This window comes from Pantoea sp. C2G6, from assembly GCF_051336815.1.
GTDB lineage: Bacteria > Pseudomonadota > Gammaproteobacteria > Enterobacterales > Enterobacteriaceae > Pantoea.
This window is the reverse complement of sequence record NZ_JBGMNJ010000046.1, coordinates 1-341: the sequence shown is the minus strand read 5'-3', so window position 1 is coordinate 341 and position 341 is coordinate 1. Positions and strand designations below refer to the sequence as shown.

At 60.1% G+C, this 341-nt stretch carries 1 pseudogene; it reads left to right on the top strand.

The window, feature by feature from the left end:
- Positions 1–341 (top strand): annotated as a pseudogene (locus ACCW71_RS20585) (type VI secretion system contractile sheath large subunit); the annotation flags it as partial.

Here is a 341-nt window from a genome sequence, read left to right as displayed (position 1 = left end):
AATGAAAGCAGTGCGGGTGGCGAAAACGTGGTACTGGAACGCCCGGCGGCCGGCGGGGTTTACGCCTCGCTGTTTGAAAAAATTAATCTGAACCCGGTCTCGCAGCTCAGCGCGCTGGATAGCTGGCAGGACGCCCAGGCGATGTCGGATGCGACCGCCGACGAGCGCGTCACCGCCGGGATGCAGGTGTTTCTGGAGTGTCTGACCAAGGCGGGCTCAAAGGTCGAGAAGCTGGACAAAACGCTGATTGACCACCACATCGCCGAACTGGATTACCAGATCAGCCGCCAGCTTGACGCGGTGATGCACCATGACGAGTTTCAGCGCACCGAAAGCACCTG